Here is an 18,214-nt window from a genome sequence, read left to right as displayed (position 1 = left end):
AGGCGCCGGTGCGCTCAGAACTCAACGCCGAGACTGGCTGAAATCTTTCCAGATGCCTTCTGATTGGGCCGCTCGACGTCGGGCCAGCGGGCCATTGTGCCGTCAGGCCGACGGGCATTGTGCCTTCGGGGCGCCGCGTGACCCGACCCGAATTCCTCTTCGGCGAGGAAGTCTGCTGCGAGCACGCCGTAGATCCTGTGGCACTGTGCCCGAGTTCCTCCTCGGCGAGGAAGTCTGGCGGGGCGGCGTCCCAACGAATGCTCTCGGCGTGCTCCGCGTTTGGCGCCGCCCCGGTCGATCAATGGAGTTGAATGCCCTCGAGGTGGCTGACTTTGCGTTCGCCGATGGGTTTGTCGGTCTTGACCGTCACCGAGGCCTTGCGCAACTCCAAAGTGCATTCCCCCGGGGCGTTGGGAAGCCTGCCGACGATGGTGGCGACCTCCACGCTTGTGTCTGTTTCTTTGACGGCGACGCGAGTCCCGTAGCATCTTTCCGTGCCCGAGTCGAAGTAGAACCTCAACCGGTTGGGGGCGATCTGCTCGAACCTTGACCACGGGGCGATCTGCTCGCCCGCCAGATCGTTGCGAGACTTGTCGTCAGTGCCTGCGGATGGCTCTGAGCCGTTCGCAGGCGACTCAGAGCCATCCGCGGACGAGCTCGAACTGGAGCCCGACGCGTCGGCAGACCGGCCTTCGCCTCCTGTTCCTTCGGAACCCGGCTCGCTGGGAGCCGAACCGGAAGGCCGAGGCGAACTCGGGTCCGTTGAGGACGGCTGGCCCGTCGTGGCCGATGGGCCTGAGGAAGGGTCCTTCGAACATCCCGATGCCGCAAGCAATGCGATGATCGGCAGAATCGCCCATTTACGAAGCCGGTGAACTGCGCCTGTCATGGGTGCATGTCACTTGTCGTTGTTGGCAAGGTCGAACAGGCCCTTGACGCGCTTGTCGAAGTGCGGGCCGCCGTTGTCAATGTACTTCGTCGGATCCGACGCCTCGGTCTCCACGAACGAGGTGACCGAGCGAACCTCGCCGGTTCCAGTCACGCCGTTGTAGTTCTGCAGCCACGGGCCGCCGGAGGACCCGGGGCCGAAGTTGCAGTCTTTGATGCCGTTGACGTTCAGCTTGTCGCCGTGTCGCAACGCGAAAGTGTTCCCATTGCAGATTTGCAGGCTTTCGCCGTTGTTCAAGTTGCTGGGGTAGCCGAACACGGTGGCATTGAACTTCGAGGTTTCGCCAGTCACGAGTTTGTGCCCGCCGACGACGTCCGTGAGGTGCCTGCCCTGTTCATTGTCCTTCACTGTCACAAAAGCGACGTCGGAGGCGTACCCCTTGAACTTGTTAGCCGTGTTGGTCTGGTCGTCTCCGTTGTTCGCCCAATCGCGAAGAGTGTGCATGTACTGGGCGTGGAAGGTGCCGTACGGTCTGTTCTTGTTGTCGTAGCTGGGAACGAACACCCAGTTCGTGTGCCACTTGCGGCCTTTGCCGCCGTGGACGCAGTGCCCGGCAGTGACGACGATTCTCTTCGTCGGGCTGCTGACCGCCGAACCGGTGCATGCGTAGTCAGCGCCGTTGTCTGCGCGAAAGAAGATTCTGCCGTTGGCGCGTGAAAGCTTGTCATTGGCGAGCTTGTCGCTTTTCTTGAGGGCCTGCTCGGCTTTGGCGACGTTCTTCTCGGCCGATGCCTTGGCGGAATCGGAGCCCAGAACGGGCGCAGGCTTGGCCTTGGCCATTCGCTCGGGGGTCCAATACTCCTCAACGGTTTTGTAGGCTTGGGATCGTTGCTGCTTTATGCTCTTGGCTGGAGTGTTGCTCTTCGCGAGGGTCGACTTGCGAACCTGAAGCGATGCCGTGTGGGCGGTCACAACCTTCGTTCCGTCGGCCTTGGCGATGGGGGCCGTCACGCTGACGGTGCTGGACTCCGCCGACGAGTCCGCAGCGGAATCGCCTTTCGAGCCGTTGTCGGCGTGCGAGGCCGCAACGGGAATCGTCATGACGAACGCAACTGCGGCCGCGGTGCGTGTGAGTATGCGTCGTTTACTCAAAATAACCTACTTTCACCCCGAGAGCGGCGGGTGCCGCTCGGGCGCGTGTGCGTACAATGAAACTGTTTGCATAGCTCTGGCGTTGCGTGAACGCCTGTCTATTCGAGGGCGATCGACGTCGGCGTGGGTCGCTGGAACCGGCCGAGGCCAACCCGTGTTGTGAAAAAGCAAGTCCGGATCCGACGTCGCCGACTCCGTTTGACTATGTCTTTACAAGTTACCCTTGTGGTCCGGCTGCTGACAAGCCACAAAATGTCGGGCTAAAAAGCTATGGTAAATTTGTCCCCAAAGCGTCCAATCCCGGAATGCTCCGATAGACGCAAAGGCGATCGAAACGAGTGTGAGTCTCAGATTTCTTGCTGAGGAGAGCTGATATCGTAACTGTGGTACCGAGTTGAAACCATGAAAATGGCGGCCGGGCGCCCCCGTTTGAGCCGATCCCAGAGCGTCCAAAGGCGCGGGATGAAGCCGAAGTGTTTTGCGGCCCGCCTCGATTGGGGGATAAGCTAACCTGAAGCCCTCGCAGGAGGGCGATGCGACACGAAGGAGTGACGATGCCCCGCGTATCACGCGATCTGCTGCTCGGCAGCCTCCCGCCCGTTCCCCCGGTTTCGGCGGGTGACGTCGTCCGGGCTCAAGAAGCGAGCGGAATGCGGCCCGTGTACGTGGTCCTCGACGACGACCCCACCGGGACCCAGTCGGTGGCGGGCCTTCCCGTTTTGACGTCTTGGGAGGTCGGCGATTTCGCCTGGGCCTTCGAAACGGGCGCCCCGGCCGTGTACGTCATGGTCAATTCGCGCTCGCTCGCCCCCGAGGACGCCGAACGCGTCAATCGGGAGGCCGTGGCCGCGGCTCTCGAAGCTGCTGAGGCGGGCGGCGCCGACGTCGCCTTCGTCTCCCGTTCAGACTCGACTTTGCGCGGACATTTCCCGCTGGAGCCGAACACGATCGCCGAATGCCTGAGATCCGCGACGGGCGCCCGCGCAGACGGCATAGTTGTGGTTCCCGCCTTCGGCGACGCCGGGCGGATCACCGTCCACGGCACGCACTACGCCGGAGATCCGCGGGAAGGCTACCTGCCCGTGGGCGAGACCGAGTTCGCGCGCGACGCGACCTTCGGATACGCGGCGTCGAACCTGGCCGAATGGGTCGAGGAGAAAACGGGCGGGGCCGTGCCCGCCTCCGATGTGCTTGTGCTCGACATTGAGACCCTGCGCACCGACCTTGACGGCGCGGTCGCTCTGCTGACCTCGGCATGCGACGCCCGGCCGATCGTCGTGGACGCCGTCGAGGAGGAAGACCTGCGCCAGCTCGCCCTGGCGCTCATCCGAGCGGAGCGGGCCGGCTCGCGCTTCATTTACAGGGTGGGGCCGCCCTTCGTCCGCGCGAGGGTCGGGCAGGCGGTTCACGCCCCTCTCACGCCCGAGGAGATCGAGGCCTCGCGGGCCGGCCGGGAGGTCGCCGTCGGCGGCCTCGTCGTCGTCGGCTCGCACGTGGACCTCACCACCCGCCAGCTGGCCGAGCTGAGGGCGCGCCGCCGCCCCCTCGAGTTGGAGATCGACGTGGCGAAGGCCGTCAATCCCTCCTCCCGCGGCCCGCACCTTGCCGAGCTGATCGACGCCGCGGCGGCCGGCCTGAAAAAGGGCGACGTGGCAGTGCGCACCTCGCGGACCCTCGTCACTGGCGCAGACGCGGACGATTCGCTCGCGATTTCGCGGAAGGTCTCGGCGGCGGTCGTCGAGACGGTCAAGGGCGTCCTCGCGCGGGCGACGCCCCGCTTCGTCGTCGCCAAGGGCGGCATCACGTCTTCCGACGTCGCGTCCAAGGGCCTCGGCATTCGGCGCGCGACGGTCGTGGGCCCGATGCTCCCGGGAATCGTCTCGCTGTGGTCCGGTCAGGACGGCCCGGCCGCGGGAATCCCGTACATCGTCTTCGCAGGCAACGTCGGCACGGCATCCTCGCTAGCCGACGTCGTCGACAAACTCGCTTGGCGGGAGGGCCAACTCGCGCAGCCGGCCGACGAGCTCGCTTAGCAGGCAGGCAAAGCCCTTGCTGCGAGCACGACTCGCGCAGCGGGCCGGCGGGCCCGCGCAACAAATCGAACAGGACGCAAGTATGCGGCGGATCCGCCCGAACGGCGGATGCGAAAGGAGAGAACATGACCAAAATCGCGGTGCTCGGCCTGGGGGCGATGGGGCTTCCCATGGCGACGCGGCTCGCAAACGACTTCGACGTCCTCGCCTACGACGTCTCGGACGAACGGCGCAAGCTGGCTGAAAAGGCCGGGTTGAAGGTCGCGGCCGACACGCCGAAGGCGGTTGAAGGAGCCGACGTCGCCCTCGTCGCCGTGCGAAACGCCGCCCAACTCGAGGCCCTGCTCTACGGCCCAGGGGGAATCGTGGCGGCGCTTCCCAAGGGCGCCGTCGTCATTTTGACCTCCACGGTGGGAATCGCGGCGGCCGAATCAGTCGCCGTCCGGCTGGAAAAGGACGGGATAGGGCTGGTGGACGCCCCCGTCTCCGGCGGGCCGACTCGCGCAGGCGAAGGAGACCTCCTCGTGGCATGCGGAGCCCTCCCGCGCGATTTCGAGAAGGCCCGCGAGGTTCTCGAAGCGATGGCCGGCAAACTGGTTCTCGTCGGCGACGAGCCGGGCAAAGGCCAGGCGCTCAAGACGGTCAACCAGCTCTTGTGCGGCGTGCACATCGCGGCCGCGGGCGAGGCCCTCGCGCTCGCGGGCAAGCTTGGGCTCGATCAGCGCACCGCGCTCGAAGCGCTGATGTCCGGGGCCGCAGAGTCGTTCATGCTGGGCCATCGCGGGCCTCGCGCCATCGAGGCCTACGAGGGAGGCGACCCCGACGTCGCCTCGCGCTTGGACATCTTCGTCAAAGACATGGGAATCGTGACGTCCGCGGCAAAGGACGTGGGCATGGCCGTTCCCGTGGCGGCGGCGGCCGAGCAGCTTTACCTCATGGGGTACGTGCGCGGCCAGGGGGCCATGGACGATTCGACGGTCATCCGCGTTCTCGCCCCGGACTCGGAGGGCTGAGGCGAAAGCCGGTTTGCGCGACAGTCTGAGCGTGCCGTCGCTCAGGACGTGGAGGGCCGAGGCCGGCCGCGGCCCTTGGTCCGGCTGCGGGGGTCGTGGGCGCGCATGCGGCCGCCGTCGGGCCGGTCGGTCAAGGCCTTTCGAAAGGCCTGCCGCTGCGCGCCCGGATCAGCATTGTGACCGCGCGGGTCGCCATGAAAAGGCCCGCGTAGGCCGTCCACAGGGCGGCGAACAGGAGCGACGTCGGCACTCCGGGCCACGCGGCGTGCGCCCGCCCGAGGGCCCACGCGACCGGGGCGAAGATCGCAAGCGAGGCAAGCATGAACCAGGCGAGCCTCCGTGTGTCGAGGGCGCCGATGAGGACGCCGTCGAGGATGTAGGCGACGGAGGCGACGGGCAGGCAGCATGCGGCGACGATGAGCGAGAGCGTCGCCAAACGGCCGACTCCGGCTTCCGCGCCCATCGCCGATGGAAGTGCAAAGCTCGCCGCGGCGAGCGCAGCGCCGAGAACCGCCCCAGTGACGACGCCGAAGCGCAGGCAGCGATTGAGGACTTCGCGCACGGCGTCCGCGCGGCCTTCGGGCGCCCCCATGGCGGTGGCGATGAGGATCTGCGCGGCGGTCGCCAGAGAGTCGAGCCCGTAGGCGGCGAAGTGCCAGACCGTCATCGTGATCTGATTTGCCGCGAGAGACTCGGCTCCCAGATCTGTGGCCACGGCGATCTCGGCCAGCATGACCGCGCGCAGGCACAGGGTCCGGACGATGAGCGGGCCTGCCTGGCCCAGCGCCGAAACGATCCCGCCGCGGGTGGGCATGAGCGACGCACCCTCTTTGCGGGCGATTCTCGATATCTGCCAGGCCATCCACAGGCCCATTCCGGTCTGGACGATCGCTGTTCCCGCGCCGGCGCCGGCGACGCCCCAGCCGAGCGGATAGATGAGGGCGTAGTTGACGGGGATGTTCGCCAAAGCGCCGGCCGTCGCGGCGTACATCGGCCGCTTCGTGTCTCCGAAACCGCGAAGCGTGCCCGTCGCGGCGAGAACGAGGAGCATTCCCGGAAGGCCGGGCGAGGATGCGCGAAGATAGCGTTCGGCTTGCGCGAGGGTCGCTGCGTCCGGGCCGAAGAGCCTCAAGATCGGCTCTCCGAAGGCGAGGAGGACGAGGGCCAACCCCAAGCCGATGCCCAGGGCGAGCCACATTCCCTCGATTCCCTGCCGTGCCGCCTCGCCGCGCCTGCCCGCTCCCACGAGCTTTCCGGCGGCCGACGTCGTCGCGTACGCGAGGAATATGCACAGGCCCACGATCGTCGACATGATCGTCGAGGAAAGCGACAGCCCCGCAAGCGGGAGCGTGCCGAGGTGCCCGACCATCGCGGTGTCCGAGGCGAGCAGCAGAGGCTCGGCCAGCAGCGTGGCGAGCGAAGGCAGTGCGTATGCACGAATTTGGCGGTCGAGGATCCGTCCACGGTCGGGTGAGGTCACCCGGCTAGACTAACCCCACGGAGGTAGGCAGGCCAGTAACTTCAAGTGCAGCTTGAGGTAAGGGCGTGTCTCACCATCGTGGATATCTCGCCGACGGTCGTCGCCGCTATCCACTCCTGTGGACAGACTTGGGGACGGAATCGAGGGCTTCTCACCCACGTTGTCCACAGATGTGGACAGAAACACCGCAGTCTGTGGATTTTCGACGTGCGGTATCCACACGGAGTCCACACGCCGCCCACAGAGTCGGCGGCGTGTCTCCACAAGTTATCCACAACTGGGGGTGATACGAGTTTGTGGATGGACGTCTGGGCGATACCCTTGGATGGCCGAAAGCGAGGGCGGGCATGAGCTGTCGAGCTCAATTCCATCACCGGCTAATTCCCGCGTCGTCGCTGGCTGTCCACCGTGTAGATCACCGATAAGCGAGGCCAATGTGAGCATTGTGAGCGAAGGGGCTCAGGGCGGTTCGTCTTTCGAGCGGGTCCCGCCGCAGAACATCGATGCGGAGATGTCCGTTTTGGGGGGCATGATGCTGTCGAAGGACGCCATCGCCGACGTCATCGAGATTCTCCGCGCCACGGACTTTTACAGGCCGGCGCACGCTTCCGTGTACGACGTCGTCGTCGAGCTGTTCGGACGCGGCGACCCCGCCGACGCCGTGACCGTCGGCGCCGAGCTGAAGAGGAAGGGCGAACTGGAGCGCATCGGAGGCCTTCCCTATCTTCATACGCTCGTGGCGACGGTCCCGACGGCCGCCAACGCGGCATACTACGCGGGCATCGTGCGCGAGCAGGCGCAGCTGCGCTCCCTTGTGGAGGTGGGGACGCGAATCGTCCAACTCGGATACACGACGGACGGCGCAGACGTCGAGGGCCTTGTCAATCTGGCGCAGTCCGAGGTTTTCGCGGTTTCGGAGCAACGCAATTCGACGAATTACGTCACCCTCGAACAGGTGGTTCCCGACCTGTACGAGGAGCTGGAGCGCAACGCGAACCGCGACGGCGGGCTGGACGGCGTGCCCACGGGCTTTGCTGAGCTCGACGCGAAGCTCAACGGGCTGCGCGCGGGCCAGATGATCATCATCGCGGCGCGCCCGGGCGGCGGCAAATCGACCTTGGCTATGGACATCTGCCGCTCGTGCGCCGTCCACAACAACAAGGCCGCCGCCTACTTTTCGTTGGAGATGAACCGGACTGAGCTCTCGATGCGGCTGCTCGCGGCCGAATCCCGCGTGTTCCTCGACCGGATGATCAAGGGCGAGCTGGAGAGCCGAGACTGGCAGGAGATCGCCCGAACCCTCGACAAGATCTCGCAGGCCCCCCTCATCGTAGACGATTCGCCGAACATGACAATGGGGGAGATTCGCGCCAAGTCGCGCCGGATGAAGCAGCAGTTCGACATCCAGCTCATCGTCATCGACTATTTGCAGCTGCTGACGTCGGGCGGAAAGTCGGTGGAGTCTCGCCAGCAGGAGGTTTCCGAGTTCTCCCGTTCGATCAAGCTTTTGGCCAAGGAGCTTGAGATACCGATCGTCGCCGTCGCCCAGCTCAATCGAGATTCGGAAAAGCGCAACGACAAGCGCCCGCAGGTTGCGGACCTTCGCGAGTCGGGTTCGTTGGAGCAGGACGCCGACGTCGTGCTTCTCATCCACCGCGAGGACATGTTCAACGAGAACACGGAAAAGCAGGGCATGGCCGACATCATCATCGGCAAGCAGCGCTCGGGCCCGACGGGGATCGTGGAACTGGCGTTCCAGGGGCATTTCTCGCGTTTCGCGGAGATCGCCGACTGACGGCGGAAGGACGACGTCGGCGTCGCCGGGCCGCGGCGGAGCGCCGCAATCGGTCGACTCCTCGCGCTTGGTCGACTCCTCGCGCCCCGTCGAACATAGCCGCCCGACGGGTCCGTCCAGCCGGGGCCGCCGGGGCGGGCGGCGGCACGGATTCAGCCGCGTCGCCGAAGCAGCGCGTCAATCAGCCTCGGTAGGCCCCCTGCCACGCCCAGTCGTAGGTCGTGCGAGCGGGAACCCGGCCCTTGATGGCCGCTGTCACCATGTCCTTGGCGACGCGGACGGCGTCCTCGATCGCGGCGCCCTTGGCGAGCTCGGCGGTGACGGCCGCCGCCAGCGTGCAGCCCGCGCCGGAGACCTTGTACTCGCCGATCTTCGGCTCGGCGAACACGGTTGCCCTCTCGCCGTCCCAGAGCAGGTCGACGGCGTCTGGCCCGGGGAAGTCCACGCCGCCCTTGACGACCACGTGCTTCGGGCCGAGGGCGCTGATCCTGCGTGCGGCCTCAGTCATGTCCTCAATCGTCTCGAGCTTTTCCATCCCCGCCAGCGTGCACGCCTCGAAATAGTTCGGCGTGGCCACCGTGGCGAGCGGGAGGATCTTGGCTTTCAGGGCCTCGTCGGTGGACGCGCCGAGCTCCCCGCCCTTGCAGATGAGCACAGGGTCGAGGACCACGTTCTTCCACTCCTGGCTTTTGAGCCCTTCCTCGACGACGTCGATCGTCTCCGGCGTTCCGAGCATGCCGATCTTCACCGTGTCGATGTCCCGAATGCCGAGGGCGGCCTCGATCTGGTCGTGTATGAGCTCGGGGGCGATCGGGACGAAACGATGGTTGAAGTCGTTCTTCGGATCGACGGAGACGATGCACGTCAGGGTTCCCATGCCATAGACGCCCAGCTGGTGGAAAGTTTTGAGATCGACCTGGATTCCGGCGCCGCCGGTCGCTTCGGACCCGGCAATGACATAGGCGTACGTGACCATAATGCTCCTTAGTTAGCGGCCCGCGAAAGCGGGTGTGCGGCAATCTGCCGCGACGTCGGTACGATACTAGTACGTTAGGCGGGGCGCTGTCGTTGGCGCTTCTCACGGTTCGCCTGTCGCCTTCCCTAGTTTCCGTCGGCCACACCCGGGCTGAGTTCGAAACCCGGGGCGGGCTCGTAGCAGAAGTGCGCGATGCCGCCGCCTCCAAACTTGGCTTCGCCCGAGGCCGGTGTGATGCCCGTGAGGGTGAATCGCCCTGCGTCCTTTTGTGTGACAGATTCCCCGACTCTCAGCTTGCTGGCCGGCAAATTGGTGCCGTTGATCGTGGCGACTTTTTCGCCGTCGTCATCGACTCTCACTCCGTTCACAGAAAACGACGGCGACATCTTTTTGCCGGGCCGGAAAAGGGCTGATTCCTGAATGCTGATGATGTAACCGTTGCAGGCCATTGTGGTGCCTCCTGTCGAGGGTTGCGTGGAAGTCGACGGTTGTAACGAAGTCGACGATTGTGTTGATGTCGAAGGTTGTGTAGGAGTCGGGAGTTGCGTCGGAGCTGCCGACGAGCTCTTGAGGTTTGTCGAGGGGCCAGTTGTCTCCGGATTGAGCGCGCAGCTTGTCGCCGCCAAGCAAATGACGGCAATCGCTTTCAGTCGTTGAGAGATCATGATGGGTAGTTTCCAATTGCGACGTCGCCGTAGTACTTTTCGAAATCCTCCCAAGACATCGTGAACTCAGCGGGAGCATCTTCTCCGTCGGTCTGGTTCAATCCCCAGGGATTGCGCATGGTGACGCCATTGCTGTCGGAGGATACCACAGTGTAAGAATGGTTGGAGACTATGCTAATGGTCTGCGGCTGGCCGTTGATTGTTACGGTTGCCTTCCCGTTGCCGTCCTTATCGAAACCGGGAAGCGAAGCGTTTGTATCGGCCACCACCGGGTGATCTTTCGCGGCGTTTCCGATTTCCGTGCGTTGCTCCTCGCTGTAACCTGAAAACAGGCCTATGAAACCCTCGTTCCGGTCTATCCTCTTAGCTTCCTCTCCGGTGATGTCCTTCATGGCGTCCGTCGACCGTCCGCTGCCTATTCCCTGTCCGTTTGGAGTGGAACCGGCGGTTCCGCCCGGGTGGATCTGGCCGTACGCGGACTCGAATATGGAAGCGAGGCTGGGCTCGCCGTCTTTTCCCTTTACTCCATTCTGGTAGACGTCGGTGACCAGGACTGTTTGCGAAGCAGACGAATCGGGGTGAAGAGGATCGTCGTAGACGGTCACAAGGTAGCCGTCTTGCCTGCCGGCTTCGTCGTAATGAGGCTTCACGCAGGAGCGCAGCCACTCGTCGCCCTTGTCTGTCTGCATAATCGCGGCCAAGGAGGCGAGATAATAGCAGTCTCCGATGCTTCCCTGATTGACGAGGTTCGGGTCGGGGTTTTCCAGTTGCCCGTTGATCCTTTTGATGTCGTCGTCCGACAGGTCGGTGCGTCGTCCAATCGACGTGCCGTTGTTTCGATTGAGCGGTTCGATGTGCAGGTGCTTTCGCATTTCCGCCGCGCATACGGTCGCGTCCTCCTCCGTCTGCTTGAATGTGTTGTGATATTCGGCGCGAATCCTGCTGGCGGAATCTTTCAAATCGTCATAGACCTTCTTTTTGTCTGCGTCAGGCGCCTCGTTGACCTGCCTGTCGTAGTCCTTCAGGATGGCCCGCTGTTCGGCGACCGCTTTCTTCCGTTCGCTTAAAATCCAGGCAAAAGCTTCGAGGGACTCTGCGCCGTCGGACAGGCCGCCGCTCAGGACGGCGAGATCTTCGGATTGCACGTTCTTGGACACGTTGAACGCGGCGGCAGATTTTCCTTTCCAATTGGGCGCGAACCCGTCGGAGCGGCGGACGTCAGAATGTATGTCTGCCGCTTCGCCGGCATTGGATCGAAGTCTCGCCGCCGTGGCAAACAGACGGTCTGGCTTTCCCGGGAGTTCGCCGATGAAAAGGGAAAAGTAGGGGATGGGCATGTTTCCTCCTTTGAACCGTGTGTGTCGTATTGGGCGGGATTGGACGGGAAACGTGAATTAGCTCAGTCAATCGCAAAGCACGGCCTGCCGCCGGAGTGCAACCTAGTTGATTTCATATCCATGGAATCCTTAAAACTTGTCGGGGTCCCAGTTGAATACGTAGCTCCAATTGAAGGTTAATTGCAGTACAGGGCCCATTACCGGTCCGAACTTATCGCAGAAATCGTGGGCGGCGTCGGCGTCGGTCTCGCCGATATGTTGCGATGTGAAGTCGATGCCTTCGGCTGTCTTTTCACACCAGGAACGACTCCCTGCGATTCGTTTTTTCGCGTTACTCAGAAAATCTTCGCATGCCGAGGCCAGATCGTCCGATCCTGTCGAGGATGCGTCCGGGCTGTCGGGAAGGCCGATCTTGGACAGACTATTCGAGTCCGCAATGAGGCGGGACCTTAACGTTTCCAGCTCTGAGGGGTCGGCAGAAACAATGGACATTGATATTCCTTCGTTAAGAAGCGTGTATGTGGTGTGCGCAAGGCGAACATGCCCGCGACACCGCGCTTTGCGGCGACCGATGCCTTGGCTATAGATTATCGCCGTCAGCAGATTATTGTTAGCAGATTACCGTGCGGCTCTCTCCATCGTCTCGGGGTGGTACCCGGTGCGCCCGGCCTCGCCGCGGTCAAGCGAGTCGATCGCTTCGATGTCGCCGGGGGTTAGGGCGACGTCGGCGGAAGCGAAGTTCTCGGCTATCCGGGCAGGCGTGACGGACTTGGGGAAAACGATGTGCCCCTTGGCGAAATGCCAGGCGAGAATCGCCTGAGCGGGCGTGCAGCCGCGTGCGGAGGCGATGTTCGCGACGACCGGGTTGTCCGCTATCGCGCCGCGCACGAGGGGCGCCCACGCTTCGACGGCGATTCCGTTGTCGCGGCAGAACTGCGCCACCTCGCGGTTTTGGAACAGCGGATGCAGCTCGATCTGGTTGACCGCGGGAACCGTGCCCGACTCGTCGATGAGCAGCTGCAGATGGTCGCGCTCAAAGTTCGAGACGCCGATCGAGCGCGCGCGGCCGTCCTCGACGAACTCCTCCATGGTCTTCCACGCGGCGAGATACCCGGTCCCGTAGAGGTTGGGCAGCGGCCAGTGGATGAGGAACAGGTCGACGTAGTCGAGGCCGAGCTTCGTCAGGGATTCCGCGAAAGATTCGCGCGCGCGATCCGGGGCGTGGTTGCCGTTGTCGAGTTTCGTTGTGACGAACAATTCCTCGCGGGGGACGGGCGACGCCGCTATCGCCGCCCCGACCTCCGCCTCGTTTCCGTACATCTGCGCAGTGTCGATGTGCCGGTAGCCGATCGAGAGGGCGTGCTCGACCGTCCTTTGCGTGTCCTCCCCCGTGATCTTATATGTGCCGAAGCCGAGTTGGGGGATCGTGTGGCCGCTGTTGAGGGTGATGTTTCGAATGCTCATGTCTCTATTCTCTTGGCTTTTCGGCCTCGACGGAAGTGGCGGCGGTTCGGCCGAGCCTGGCTTCTTTGGCGGAGCCCGGCCGTTCGGCGAATGTCCCAGGGGTTTCAGGGCCGGGCAGGACGCCTTCGTGCAAAGCCTGGCCGTTCGGCGAATGCCCGCCGGTTCCGCGTTCTTGCGGTTCGTCGAACGACGGGCTAGGCCGGGCGCTGTTGGCCGCCTTTTCAGTCTCCTATTTGATGGTGGGGCCGTAGCGGCCGACTTTCGCTTTGCGGAAGTGTTGAGCCGCGTTGGCGTCCTGCTCCTCGAGCGCTTTTGCCGCTTCGGTCAGCGCCTGGGCATGCTGGTCGAAGCGATTGGTGAGAATCGTGCGCGTCTTGGCCAGGGCATTGGCGGCACGTTCGGCGGCTGCGCCCAGGTTGGTCCCCGTAAGCTGATCGTTGGATGCTCGCGCTTGGGCTTCGCCCGACATGGCGCGGATGCGCGCGGACATGTCGGTCACCTTCGCTCCTGCCTGTTTGACGGCCGTCGGATTGATGGCGGTTTCCTTCATAGTCAGTGCTCCTTTGTGGGAAATATGCATGTTTTGATAAATGCTGATGCGTGCGTTGATTGGATAGTTGGGAAAAGCCGCTTAGGGAATGTAAGGGAAGCGCGAGGAGGCCAGGCGATTATGGATTGAGTCAGAACCGCCGGTTGCCGCGCTCTTCTCTGTATCATTGTTGTCGGTTGGCGAGAGATTGCCCGATGACGTGGCGTGTTCGCCGAACGGTGCTGTTTGGCCGCTGCTTGTGGGTGACAGTGGCGTTGTGGAACTGTCGCTGGGCGTCCCTGCCGGCCACACTTCGTGTTCGAGGTGGATGGGGGCGCGGCCTGTTGTGCGCAGGTGCTCGGGGAGGACCTCTGTGCCGTCGGGCCAGCCTTCCCAGGTCTCGCCTTTGGCGCAGCCGGTGTTGACCGAGACGAGGGTGGCCTTGTCGTATCCGATCTCCACGCGCCCGCCGGTGCCGGGGTGGTTGAAGACGGCGACGTGGTCGTTACTGCGGGAGTTGCGGATTTGCCTGACCCCGGGCTTGTCGTATCCGAGGGGTTTGAGGATCTTGTAGACGCGCTCGACGGCCTGCCTCCACTGGGAATCTTTAATTGGGCCGGCGGTTGCAAAACGCCATGTTTCGGTGACTTGGTCATCAAGGCACGTGACCGTGGATGAAGTTCTAACCTGGGGACGCTTGTCGATAGGTTGCCAAACGCCGACTCCGTATTCTCGCGTGAGAAGGTTCTGGATCCTGAGCTCGAGTTGGATTGCGTTGCGTCGTGCATCGACGAGGGGGATGGCCCGGGTGGGCGAAACGGTCTCTTCGCCCTCGCCGTGGCCTGGTTCGGGCGTTGCCCCGCATGCTGTCATGATGACTCCTAAAATTGTCAGAAGGGATGAAATCTTGCGTGGTTTCTTTGACATTGGCGCTTCCTCGGTTATGCCCGTCGGCGCCTCAATCGTCTTTGACGGCCACGCCGTCACCGATGAGGATGCTTGCCTGGTTGTAGGTGGATGTGTATCCCTTGTTCATGTACTCGGAATGGCCTTCCGAGTACTTGTATTCTGTGCCGTCCGGAGCAGTCCAGTCGTCGCAGCTCCAGTGGGTGAATTCTTTGCTGTAAGACGGATCGCCGCCGAATCTGCCTAGATCGGCGACTCCGTCCCATGCGGCTTCGCCGAGGCCCGTGTGGTCGGGAAGCATGTTGAGGTCCCTGTTGTTCATCGTCGTCACCCCCGGAGAGCCGGAGAACATGGCGTCGTCTGCGACCGTCGAGTGCTGCAGCGCCCAGCCGGTCGCCGACGACCCGTAGGAATGGCCCGAGGCGACCAGATGGGGGTCGCCCGAATGGGTGGCCTGGACCGCGTAAAGCATGTCCGCCCCCGACTTTCCGCCGACCTCGACCTGATGGTTGCCGGCAACCGAGTGATTCGGCGTCCCGATCTCGCCCCAGCGCGGAGCGTCGTAATTGAGGACGGTGATGCCGGCGACCTGCTCGTTCCGTCCTTTTCGATCTAGTATGTCTTCCCCTTGCGCAAGAACGTTGTCGACGCCGGAGACGCCCGATCCCCACCCTTTGCCCTTGCCCATGAGGTGGGATTCGACGGTGGCCGTCATTCCCGGTGTGTGGACCGCGACGTGGTCGGCATTGTCGATGTCGCCCGAGCCGACAGCCGCCCACAGGTGGTCGCCCTTGAATGCGTCCAGGCTGACCAAAGAATGCGTCCCATCCGGCGCTCCGCCGAACTTACGTTTGACTGACAGCAAGTCGCGGTGCTTCTCTTTGAGGATCCTAAGTTTTTGTTTCTCTTCGTCCCAGCTGGTTCCCTCGATCGAAGAACTGCCGTGTTCCTCCATGTAGGCTAGATTGCTCTGTGCCTTCGCTATACGAGCATTCAGTTCGGAGAGCATGGGGTCGATGCGGCGGCGGTTGGCTCGGTCGCGCACGGCGAAGGGCACGCCGCCGAGGTTGCCGACCCAATCGGGGTGCATGACCTCGATTTGCTGCTGCTCCTCGGGCGAGAGGGAGGTCCACCAGTCGTTGACCTCCTCGACATTCCACGACGGATCTGGCTTGGCCACGCCGTGCGAAAGAATCGCCTTGCTCGCCTCCTTTGCCCTCTCCAATAGGTCTTCGACGACCTTGTACGCCAAGCCCAACGCGTTGAGGATCGCGTCGGCCTCGCGCATGATCAGTTCCCCCTCAAGCGTCTCGTTGACTTTCTCTTCTGGAACTCGGTCGTCGGGAATGAAGACCCTTCCTTCGTCGCTGATGTTGCAGCCATCAGCATCTGCGCGCCGTTTGAGGTCCTTGGCCTTCCCGGCCACTTCGTCGACCGCTTCGGCCGCTGCCAGGAAATCGTGAGCGGCCCTCTCGAGTTGTTTGTATACGTCGCCGACGTCGTCGACCAGGGCCCGGCGCGTTCTGGCTTCCGCTTCTGCGCATGCGCCGAGGAACTTGTCGGTGAACAAACGCTGTGACTCGTCATGGACCTGCTCGAGATCGCGGGCGTCTTTTGCAAGCACCGAGCGAAAGGCCCGCAAACCGCCGCTCTTCCATGTCAAAACGTCCTGAAACGTGACCATCGCCCAATCCTTTCTGGTGCGTAACCGGAATGCCATAGACTCTATCATGCTTCTTACGTGTGAGCATGGGAAATAATGCCCATTGCATTTCCGTTCATTGTCTGCCGCGAGCTTTTATTGAACAGGCGATTTGCTGGGAGCGAGCGGGATTGAACGGCGTCTTCGTGGACTGCGATTTGCGTTTCTATCGATCCAATCCGCGCCGTGCTTTCAGTCTGCGCCGCGCATTGCGCGGCCGAGGGAGTCGGCGGTCAGCGCCGAGGCTTCCGGTATGGCGATCATCGACTCGTCGGTCACCCGATCATGGTTCGACTCCGCCGAATACTCCGATTCCGCCCTGCCCGCGTGCCAATACCCTATGATGAGCTGGTTTTGCCGCGGCACTCCCCGATCGCGCAGGTCTTTGCGCATGTCGCGGACCACGTGGGACTCGGCCGAAACCCAGGCGAAAACGCCGTTGAGGTCCGGCGGGAGCTCGAGAGCCTTCCCGGCCTCCGTCAGCAGGGGCGACGCCGCCGGATCCGCACCTTGCCGGTGCAGCCACCGCACGGCCACGCCGGGCGGGCACGCGAGCGGCTGCTCGTCGGCCTCGGCGTCGACCTCGATGAGCGCAACGCCCCGCTGCTCCTCGGGCAGAGTCTCCAGGATCGCGGCAAGTGCTGGAACTCCCGTGTCGTCGGCCATGAGGAGAATCCAGTCGCAGGCCCGAGGGAGCCTGCCGCCCCCGCCGACGGCGCCGACGACGTCTCCCGGACGGGCGGACTCTGCCCAGGAGGAGGCCAAGCCCGCGCCGTGCCGCACGAAGTCCACGTCCATCCAGGATTCCTCCACGCTGTAGGCGCGGACCGTGTACGTTCTGACCCTTTCGCGCTGGCCCGGCGCATAGGCGTACCGCCCGCGTTCGCCGAACTTCGGGAGGTCGAGCACGGGCCCGTCGGGGAAAAACAACTTGACGTTCGGGACCCTGGGGCGGCTGAGATAGCCCGCCACGGCCGGGCCCGCGAAACGTATTCTCCGCATCGAGCGGGTGACGTCGCTGACCTTTTCCACGACGATGGCGGCGGGCAGCCCCTCCGTGTCTATGGAGTGCTCATGGTGTTCATGCCTCTCGTGGCGTTCATGCTTCTCGTGGCGCTCGCGGCCTTCGCGCGGTTTGTGGGGGTCGCTGCCAGCATGCGCGTCGTTGTCGTTATGGTCGGCATTTCGTTTTGCGTCAGGCACTTCTGACCTTTCTTTGAATTGTCTGCTTTGTTTGGTCTGCGCGGCCGATAGGCTGCGCGGTGGATGGTGCGTGGAGGATGGGCTGCGCGGCCGATGGTCTGTACGGTGGATGGTCTGCGCGGCGGAGGGATCGGGCGGCGAATGGTTTGCGCTGCGGACGGTTTGCGTAGCCGGGCTCGCGCGCCTGACCGCCGGCCGGCGGTCAGGTTTGCCGGGCGTCAAGCGGCACGACGAGCGGGAGCCCCGTGTGAGGGTCGGGAATGCACATGCAGGAGATTCCGTAGATTTCGTCGATGAGCTCCGCCGTGACGATTTCAGCCGGTGCGCCGGTGGCTGCGATGCGCCCTTCCTTCATGACGATGAGATGGGTGGCGTAGCGGAATGCGAGATTGAGGTCGTGGAGCACCGTAACCAGCGTAAAATCGCCGGATTCGTGAAGGCTGCGGCAAAGGTCGAGCACCTCGAGCTGGTGGGCGATGTCCAGGTACGTGGTCGGTTCGTCGAGAAGGAGAAGAGGGGTCTCCTGCGCCAGCACGAGCGCGATCCAGGCGCGTTGGCGTTGGCCTCCGGAAAGGCTGTCGACCGCGCGGTCGGCCAGCTCGAGCGTCCGAGTCGCGGCCAATGCGGCGTCGACGGCGGCGTCGTCCTTCGCCGACCACTGCCTGAAGAACGACTGGTGGGGAAACCGCCCGCGGGCGACGAGGTCGCGCACCGTGATGCCGTGGGGCGCGTTTGAGCTTTGAGGAAGGAGGCCGAGCCTGCGCGCGACCTTCTTCGCCGGGTAGGAGGCGATCTCCCTTCCGTCGAGCAGCACCGTGCCCTCGCGCGGTTCGAGGAGGCGCGACAGAGCGCGCAAAAGGGTCGATTTTCCGCACGCATTCGGCCCGATGACGGCCGTAAAGGACTGGGCGGGCACTTCGACGTCGAGCTCTTTGCTGACCGTCGTGTTCCCGTAGGCCAGGTGCAGGCCGCGGCCGACGAGCGGGTTGCCCGCGCCGCCTTTCGTTCTTTTGACGCCGTCCATTCTCCTCTTTCGGATCGAGAGCCGCGAAAGCCTTCGGCTCAGTCTG

At 63.7% G+C, this 18,214-nt stretch carries 16 protein-coding genes; 3 read left to right on the top strand and 13 right to left on the bottom strand.

From position 1 onward, the window contains the following. Nucleotides 1–298: 298 nt before the first annotated feature. Together A4H34_RS10820 and A4H34_RS01840 are read right to left on the bottom strand one after the other, a co-directional pair. Nucleotides 299–889 carry a hypothetical protein gene (locus tag A4H34_RS10820; protein ID WP_156510212.1) on the bottom strand — a complete coding sequence of 197 codons (591 nt, stop codon included), beginning with the start codon at nt 887–889 and terminating at the stop codon, nt 299–301. A gap of 9 nt (nt 890–898) precedes the next feature. Beyond that, nucleotides 899–2,041, bottom strand: a complete 1,143-nt coding sequence (locus tag A4H34_RS01840; RefSeq protein ID WP_156510211.1) for a trypsin-like serine peptidase — start codon at nt 2,039–2,041, stop codon at nt 899–901. A gap of 554 nt (nt 2,042–2,595) precedes the next feature. Here A4H34_RS01840 and A4H34_RS01835 point away from each other — a divergent pair. Further along, nucleotides 2,596–4,074 (top strand): four-carbon acid sugar kinase family protein, encoded by a 1,479-nt coding sequence (locus A4H34_RS01835; protein ID WP_231870915.1) that lies wholly within the window; start codon nt 2,596–2,598, stop codon nt 4,072–4,074. Nucleotides 4,075–4,199: 125 nt separating this feature from the next. After that, the gene (locus A4H34_RS01830) at nt 4,200–5,087 is read left to right on the top strand and encodes an NAD(P)-dependent oxidoreductase (protein WP_064230880.1); all 888 of its coding nucleotides are present in this window, start codon (nt 4,200–4,202) and stop codon (nt 5,085–5,087) included. 130 nt (nt 5,088–5,217) lie between these two features. On the opposite strand, the gene A4H34_RS01825 is transcribed toward A4H34_RS01830, so the two are convergent. After that, nucleotides 5,218–6,567 carry an MATE family efflux transporter gene (locus tag A4H34_RS01825; RefSeq protein ID WP_009198139.1) on the bottom strand — a complete coding sequence of 450 codons (1,350 nt, stop codon included), beginning with the start codon at nt 6,565–6,567 and terminating at the stop codon, nt 5,218–5,220. 436 nt (nt 6,568–7,003) lie between these two features. On the opposite strand from A4H34_RS01825, the gene dnaB reads away from it, so the two are divergent. Then, nucleotides 7,004–8,362: a replicative DNA helicase gene (gene dnaB / locus A4H34_RS01820; RefSeq protein WP_064230879.1), complete on the top strand. Its 1,359-nt coding sequence runs from the start codon at nt 7,004–7,006 to the stop codon at nt 8,360–8,362. A gap of 181 nt (nt 8,363–8,543) precedes the next feature. Here dnaB and thiD read toward each other — a convergent pair whose 3' ends face one another. From thiD to A4H34_RS01770, 10 genes are all read right to left on the bottom strand, one after another. Next, complete coding sequence (gene thiD / locus A4H34_RS01815) at nt 8,544–9,338, bottom strand: bifunctional hydroxymethylpyrimidine kinase/phosphomethylpyrimidine kinase (RefSeq protein WP_009198141.1); 795 nt, start codon at nt 9,336–9,338, stop codon at nt 8,544–8,546. A 125-nt stretch (nt 9,339–9,463) separates the two neighbouring features. Next, complete coding sequence (locus A4H34_RS11160) at nt 9,464–10,003, bottom strand: hypothetical protein (RefSeq protein WP_197480392.1); 540 nt, start codon at nt 10,001–10,003, stop codon at nt 9,464–9,466. Further along, on the bottom strand, nt 10,000–11,340 hold the full coding sequence (locus tag A4H34_RS01805) for a C2 family cysteine protease (RefSeq protein ID WP_064230878.1): 1,341 nt from the start codon (nt 11,338–11,340) through the stop codon (nt 10,000–10,002). Before A4H34_RS01805 ends, A4H34_RS11160 begins: the two co-directional genes overlap by 4 nt. Nucleotides 11,341–11,469: 129 nt before the next feature. Beyond that, complete coding sequence (locus A4H34_RS01800; protein ID WP_009198144.1) at nt 11,470–11,832, bottom strand: hypothetical protein; 363 nt, start codon at nt 11,830–11,832, stop codon at nt 11,470–11,472. Between the two features lie 126 nt (nt 11,833–11,958). Next, nucleotides 11,959–12,804 carry an aldo/keto reductase gene (locus tag A4H34_RS01795; RefSeq protein WP_064230877.1) on the bottom strand — a complete coding sequence of 282 codons (846 nt, stop codon included), beginning with the start codon at nt 12,802–12,804 and terminating at the stop codon, nt 11,959–11,961. Between the two features lie 229 nt (nt 12,805–13,033). Next, nucleotides 13,034–13,354 (bottom strand): hypothetical protein, encoded by a 321-nt coding sequence (locus tag A4H34_RS01790; protein WP_064230876.1) that lies wholly within the window; start codon nt 13,352–13,354, stop codon nt 13,034–13,036. An 81-nt stretch (nt 13,355–13,435) separates the two neighbouring features. After that, entirely contained in the window at nt 13,436–14,260 is an 825-nt protein-coding gene (locus A4H34_RS01785; RefSeq protein ID WP_231870914.1) for an LppA family lipoprotein, read from the bottom strand. Between the two features lie 31 nt (nt 14,261–14,291). Then, nucleotides 14,292–15,923 carry an alpha/beta hydrolase gene (locus A4H34_RS01780; protein WP_064230874.1) on the bottom strand — a complete coding sequence of 544 codons (1,632 nt, stop codon included), beginning with the start codon at nt 15,921–15,923 and terminating at the stop codon, nt 14,292–14,294. Between the two features lie 210 nt (nt 15,924–16,133). Then, the gene (locus tag A4H34_RS01775) at nt 16,134–17,144 is read right to left on the bottom strand and encodes a siderophore-interacting protein (protein ID WP_156510210.1); all 1,011 of its coding nucleotides are present in this window, start codon (nt 17,142–17,144) and stop codon (nt 16,134–16,136) included. A 202-nt stretch (nt 17,145–17,346) separates the two neighbouring features. Next, the gene (locus A4H34_RS01770; protein ID WP_064230872.1) at nt 17,347–18,168 is read right to left on the bottom strand and encodes an ABC transporter ATP-binding protein; all 822 of its coding nucleotides are present in this window, start codon (nt 18,166–18,168) and stop codon (nt 17,347–17,349) included. Nucleotides 18,169–18,214 lie beyond the last annotated feature (46 nt).

The sequence above is a fragment of the Peptidiphaga gingivicola genome, assembly GCF_001652275.1.
GTDB lineage: Bacteria > Actinomycetota > Actinomycetes > Actinomycetales > Actinomycetaceae > Peptidiphaga > Peptidiphaga gingivicola.
This window is presented reverse-complemented; position numbering and strand designations above follow the sequence as displayed.